At 42.8% G+C, this 5,244-nt stretch carries 8 protein-coding genes; 2 read left to right on the forward strand and 6 right to left on the reverse strand.

What is annotated here, in order from left to right; genetic code table 11:
- A partial coding sequence (locus DBO31_RS07700; RefSeq protein WP_150824856.1) for a LysR family transcriptional regulator occupies positions 1–795 on the forward strand: 795 nt, incomplete at its 5' end.
- A gap of 65 nt (positions 796–860) precedes the next feature.
- On the opposite strand, the gene rplT is transcribed toward DBO31_RS07700, so the two are convergent.
- The 3 genes from rplT to infC are packed head-to-tail and all read right to left on the reverse strand — an operon-like array spanning position 861 to position 1,986.
- A complete protein-coding gene (rplT, locus tag DBO31_RS07705; protein ID WP_059076968.1) occupies positions 861–1,211 on the reverse strand; it encodes a 50S ribosomal protein L20 in 351 nt (116 codons plus the stop codon).
- Positions 1,212–1,256: 45 nt separating this feature from the next.
- Entirely contained in the window at positions 1,257–1,454 is a 198-nt protein-coding gene (gene rpmI / locus DBO31_RS07710) for a 50S ribosomal protein L35 (protein ID WP_059076967.1), read from the reverse strand.
- A gap of 16 nt (positions 1,455–1,470) precedes the next feature.
- Positions 1,471–1,986 carry a translation initiation factor IF-3 gene (gene infC / locus DBO31_RS07715; RefSeq protein ID WP_072235734.1) on the reverse strand — a complete coding sequence of 172 codons (516 nt, stop codon included), beginning with the start codon at positions 1,984–1,986 and terminating at the stop codon, positions 1,471–1,473.
- A 357-nt stretch (positions 1,987–2,343) separates the two neighbouring features.
- Here infC and DBO31_RS07720 point away from each other — a divergent pair, with 357 nt between their 5' ends.
- The gene (locus DBO31_RS07720) at positions 2,344–2,856 is read left to right on the forward strand and encodes an Hsp20/alpha crystallin family protein (protein WP_059076965.1); all 513 of its coding nucleotides are present in this window, start codon (positions 2,344–2,346) and stop codon (positions 2,854–2,856) included.
- Positions 2,857–3,134: 278 nt separating this feature from the next.
- Here the strand turns inward: DBO31_RS07720 and DBO31_RS07725 are convergent, their stop codons facing one another.
- From DBO31_RS07725 to DBO31_RS07735, 3 genes are all read right to left on the reverse strand, one after another.
- Complete coding sequence (locus tag DBO31_RS07725; RefSeq protein ID WP_059076984.1) at positions 3,135–3,365, reverse strand: DUF1653 domain-containing protein; 231 nt, start codon at positions 3,363–3,365, stop codon at positions 3,135–3,137.
- Between the two features lie 125 nt (positions 3,366–3,490).
- The gene (locus tag DBO31_RS07730) at positions 3,491–4,735 is read right to left on the reverse strand and encodes a deoxyguanosinetriphosphate triphosphohydrolase family protein (RefSeq protein WP_113854984.1); all 1,245 of its coding nucleotides are present in this window, start codon (positions 4,733–4,735) and stop codon (positions 3,491–3,493) included.
- A gap of 11 nt (positions 4,736–4,746) precedes the next feature.
- Positions 4,747–5,244: TVP38/TMEM64 family protein (locus DBO31_RS07735; protein WP_234995435.1), on the reverse strand; the 498-nt coding region annotated here is incomplete at its 5' end.

The raw sequence follows: 5,244 nt of genomic DNA on the forward strand, positions 1-5,244 counted from the left end.
GCACAACAATTATTTGTCGCCCAATCCACCGTAACCAATCGCATCCGTGATTTAGAAACCGAATTGGGCAAATCCCTGTTCGTCCGCAATCATAAGCAGGTAGAACTAACCCCGGCAGGAGAAAAATTTCTCGATTACGCCCAACGATTTATCGCTTTAGAAATCACGGCTTTCCAGGATTTGCAGAGCAGTTCCACGTTTGCCCAAAAAATCCACATCGGTTCAACAAATACGATTTATGAATGCCATCTTCAAAAAAGTATCCGCGCTTATATGAAACGGAAACCAGCCGTATCCCTGAACATTACCATCAGCCATACGCCTGAAATGCTCCGCAGCCTCCAGGACGGCTTATTAGATGTAGTATTTACGTATTCAGCCCTATACCGGGATGGCATTATCTGCAAATTATACCGCACAGACACGTTGGATTTAGTCTGCAGCAGCGCAGATACAACCTATGCCAGGGGCATACGCAAAGATGACCTGCAAAAGATAGACTACTTATTCTGTAACTTTGCGCTTCAGGGAGTCGGCCTCTACATCCAGGACTTATTTCCCAGGCACCACCGGTTTCCTATGGAAATTGACAACAGCACTAAATTGCCCCAATATCTGGCAGAAGGTCTGGGGTATTCCTTTCTTCCCCACAGTCTGGTAGAAGATGACCTGGAACAAGGAATTCTCCGTTCGGTCCCGCTCCTCGATTTTGCCCCGCCCCGCGTAAGCAGCTATTATGTCACCCGGTCGTCCGCTTCTCTTCCTGACGATCTGGAAAAATATTTATTAAAATAAAAAGCAACCCTGCTTATGTAGAGCGGGGTTGCTTGCATGAAATACCAGTAAGATATGCTTATATTTTACTGAGCTTTTGCTACTTCAACAAGTTTGGCAAAGGCAGCAGCATCATTAACAGCCAGGTCAGCCAGCATTTTGCGGTCAACGATGACATTGGCTTTATTCAGGCCATAGATAAACCGGCTGTAGCTCATGCCATTTGCACGGCTTGCCGCATTGATACGGGCAATCCAGAGTTTACGGAATTCACGTTTCTTGGCACGACGGTCACGACGGGCATAAAACAGAGCCTTCATGACACTTTCATTTGCTTTTTTGAAAAGGCGGGAACGTGTTCCACGATAGCCTTTAGCCATCTTTAAGATTTTTTTATGACGAGCGTGTGCAGTAACGCCAACTTTAATTCTAGCCATGATTCATTTCCTCCAAATCTCTATGTTAACTACGTGAGTATACCCTTAGATGTAGGGGCACATTTTACGAACAGCATCGACCGTCGTTTTGGCAACCAGTGCTGCTTTTCTCAGATTCCGTTTGCGCTTCGGGGATTTAGATTCCAGAATGTGGCTCTTGTACGGTTTCATCCGTTTGAATTTACCAGTACCAGTAGTAGTAAAACGTTTGGCCGCAGCACGGCGGGTTTTTAATTTCGGCATAATATATATCCTCCTCTTACTTCGCTTTGTTGACAGCGATGACCATGGTCATGTTTCTGCCTTCTACTTTAGGTTCCTTTTCTACATGGGCAACGTCCTTCAGTTCATCAGCAAAACGCATCAATAATTTTTCGCCCAGTTCCGGGTGGCTCATTTCGCGGCCGCGGAACATAATCGTAACTTTGACTTTGCTGCCTTCCCCTAAGAAGCGCTGCGCTGCTTTCATCTTGACATAGAAGTCGTGATCCTCAATATTGGGACGAAGTTTAACTTCTTTCAACGTCAGGATTTTTTGTTTCTTTTTAGCTTCTTTTTCCCGTTTCTGCTGTTCGTAACGATATTTGCCGTAATTCATGATACGGCATACAGGCGGTCTGCCATTAGGCGCTACTTCCACCAGATCAAGGTGCCGTTCTTCGGCAATCTGCCGGGCAGAACGAAGGGACATGACTCCCAGCTGTTCATTATTGTCGCTTACCACACGGACTTCGCGGGCTCTGATTTGATCGTTGATACGTAATTCCTTACTAATCGTCGTTCACCTCCATAAAAAAAGAACGGAAAGCATGCGCTATCCGTCTGTATCAGTATACATCATTTTACCTTAGTAACAATTTCAGTCATGTAAGGTGAGAGGCGGACAGCTTCTGCTTTGTTTTCAACATTGCAAGTATACCAAAACTCCTACAGCTTGTCAATGGATAGTTTTGTTGAAATTTTAATAATTTTTATTAGCACTCTATTGACATGATGGCTAACAAGGAATATACTATAGGCGTAGACAGAAAGAAGATGGTTCTAGAGCCTTAAAGGTCAAAAGAACTAAAGGATAAAAAGTCTACATCGTCATTACTATTACATATTCACCTAAGAAAAGAGGTTTTATATTATGAGAAACTTATTTCCAGTAAGCACTGATTTTGCATTTCCTGACAGTACATTTGATAATTTCTTTAACGGTCTGTTCCAGCCAACAGCAGAAACACAAGTAAAACTGCCAAAAGTTGATATCGAAGATACAGGAAAAGCTTATATTCTGACAGCAGATTTACCGGGTATGACCAAAAAGGATATCAGCATCACCTATGCCAATGATATTCTGACTATCGGAGCCCAACACAAAGAAGAAACGGAAGAAAAATCTCCAGAAGCGAATACTAATGACCAGAAAATTTCCAACAACAGTGACGTTGCTGAAAAGAGCAGCAAAGCTCCGGCAAAAGAAGAACGTCATTTTATCCGTAAAGAACGTACTAATACTGTGTATAGCCGTCAATTCGTCGTGCGTAACATCCAGCGCGACGGCATCGAAGCTTCCTTTGAAAACGGTGTTCTGACTATTACATTGCCTAAGCAGGATCCTGATGCGATTCAGGCCAGTCAGAGAATCGACATCAAATAACACCTGAGTTTCCCCTTTGATTTCTTACATCACTTTCCCAATCCCCCTAAAGCAAACGGAGCTGCAACAACATGGGCAAATAAGCTCATCTCGTTGCAGCTCCGTTTGTGTTTAATGGCCTGATTTCTTACATTATTATCCATCAGTACCACATAGAGTCCCCTTCCCCTGTCACTCTGCTTTTCAAAAGCCAAGCCGAAAAGTCCGGTTTTCCGTACCTGCAGCCTGTCAGTGTCAGGGGCTTTTTTATCAAAATCCAGGTCACCACAAGACCGTTCTCAGGCATTTTTTACAAAGCGGTAATCTTGTTCTGCCTTAGGATATTTTTCCTTATCAATTTCACTCATGAAATCTTTCAACGGGCGGGCATAGGTTTTCATCGTTCCCGATAAAGCCTTGTAAATAACAAATTTTTCACCTGTTTCCGTATGTTCGGCAAGGGTAATGATCTGATATTTTCCACCCTTGAAATGAAGCCAAATTTCATTTGCTTTTGGAAGTTCTCTCATGAATACATCCTCCTGAAAATAACCGGTATTTCCCTGCCTGTTCATTTATTATTCTCTTATGATCCATAATAGGCCATTGGCAGGCTAATTCTTATTGTATCACATTTAGAGTGAAATAGATATCGTCAAAAAGTAGTCAGTTCATCAAATATTTTCTCCGCATACGTGTCAGTCATACCGGCAATATAGTCAATACAGGCCCGTCGGTAATCTTGTTCTGAATTGGAAATATGATAGATAATTGTATTGCCAAAACTATTTCCGAATTTATCTTTTTTTGCAATATGACGGCCTATATCGGAAAATTTTCGCATCCGTTCCAAAAAATGTTTTCCCAGAGTAGGATAATCCTCTTGCAGAAGCCGGATATTGTCCAATGTCTTTTCACCAGCATAACATTCTTTTAAAATTCCATAAATCGACTCAAGGATCAAGCGGGCATAGGAATGATATACTTCCAGCCTTTTATTATGATAAATATACTGATAATTAAATTTCATGACGCAATGCATCAGGTTAAGATGATTCTGGGACAGGATCAGGCCCTTATCCGGAGAACTTTCTTTGCACAAATCGGTAATAAGGGGATACATAATAGCCGTATTACTGACAGACGGCAAATGAGCATGAAGATGCCCATTTAATTCTTGTTTAAGCTCCTGCAAAGGATATCCATCTTCCGTCAGAATATGGAGCCGTACAGCATCTTCTATATCGCGTCCGAGATAAGCGATTTTATCAGCGATTTTGACAACACAGCCTTCCCATGTATAAGGTTCAAATTCATTAGGGCGCTGAATAGATTCTAAATCAATGGCCTCTTTCCGCGGACGTAAAACGGTCTGGTGTACTTCTCCGCAATGACAGATAATACCATCACGCACAGCATATGTTAAAAGCAAATTAGAAGTTCTTCCTTCGGGGTCAAGTAGTGTTTCAATGTCATCAACTACACGCAAGCCTTGTTTTTCGTGCCAGAATGTTTCATGCAGTTCTTTCTCACTGATTTGCCGTAAAACCCGTTCTCCCAGATGACCAAAAGGAGAGTGTCCCAGATCGTGAGCATTGGCAATAGCCTGTATCAATTCCGTATTCAACCCCAAATATTGCCCGATTGTCCCGCTGACTGAAGCGACCTGATTGACATGTTCGATACGCGTACAAATATGATCATTTTTTGTCGTAAAAAAGACCTGTGTCTTATGTTTCAGTCTGCTATAAGCAGTTGAATGGATGATGCGCGTAAAATCCCGGCCAAATTCTGTACGGAAATCATCTGCCCGATGATATAGCTTTCCTCTGCGGGAAACAGCCATCTGCCAATGCGGATGCTTCTCATCCATCCGTACTAACGCAAAAGCTCGTTCCATCTGCACCCCTTCTATCTTTTCTTATACTGCCTGTATGCATAATAAACTGTCAGAATCAGCGTTGCCCATATGATGATCCGGCCACCGTACTGTCCAAATTTCAATAAGTCATGCCCCAGCCATACTTCAACGATGACGGAAGGGACTTTGCCTATAATGGTAGCTACCAGATGATTGGCAAAACTGATGCGGCTCATCGAGGCCACTGCCGTAATGACCAGATTCGGTGAATACGGTATAGCCCGGGCCAATGCTATCGTCTTTATCGTACTGTACTTATCCAGTTTTTCTGTCAGATGGCTGCGTTCCACTAGTTTGCGTGCCTTATCCCTCAGCACGGTCCGCATGATGACAAATCCCAGAATATTTCCTAATACTTCCCCTATCCAGGAAATGACAATGCCCGGCAGCAGGCCAAATATAACACCATTAACCGTTAAAAAAGGAATAGATGGCAAGCCGGTCATATTAGTCAGTACAATCATAAATATAGTAATTGCAATGGCTCC

The sequence above is a fragment of the Megasphaera sp. DJF_B143 genome (assembly GCF_900320625.1).
Classification (GTDB): Bacteria; Bacillota; Negativicutes; order Veillonellales; family Megasphaeraceae; genus Megasphaera; species Megasphaera hexanoica.